At 51.0% G+C, this 306-nt stretch carries 1 rRNA gene; it reads left to right on the plus strand.

Features of this window, described 5'->3' with window-relative positions:
- A 23S ribosomal RNA gene (locus I6E26_RS11140) occupies positions 1-306 on the plus strand; the annotation flags it as partial.

The following is a 306-nucleotide window of genomic DNA, read 5'->3' on the forward strand; positions in this document are numbered from 1 at the left end:
GGATGTTGGCTCAGAAGCAGCCACCATTTAAAGAGTGCGTAATAGCTCACTGGTCGAGAGGCCCTGCGCCGAAAATATCCGGGGCTCAAGTACAGAACCGAAGTCGCGGCATGGTATGTCATACACAGAGCGTCTATGAAAGTAATGAGGATATTTTGTCCGAACGAAGTGAGGACTAAATACTCTTGTGGGGTTCGTACGGAACCGATAGATGTTGTGTGTATGGCATACCTTGGGTAGGGGAGCGTTGAAACAGCGGAGAAGGCGTACCGGAAGGAGCGCTGGAGCGGTTTCAAGAGAGAATGC

The organism is Anaerovibrio lipolyticus (genome assembly GCF_021531495.1).
Classification (GTDB): domain Bacteria; phylum Bacillota; class Negativicutes; order Selenomonadales; family Selenomonadaceae; genus Anaerovibrio.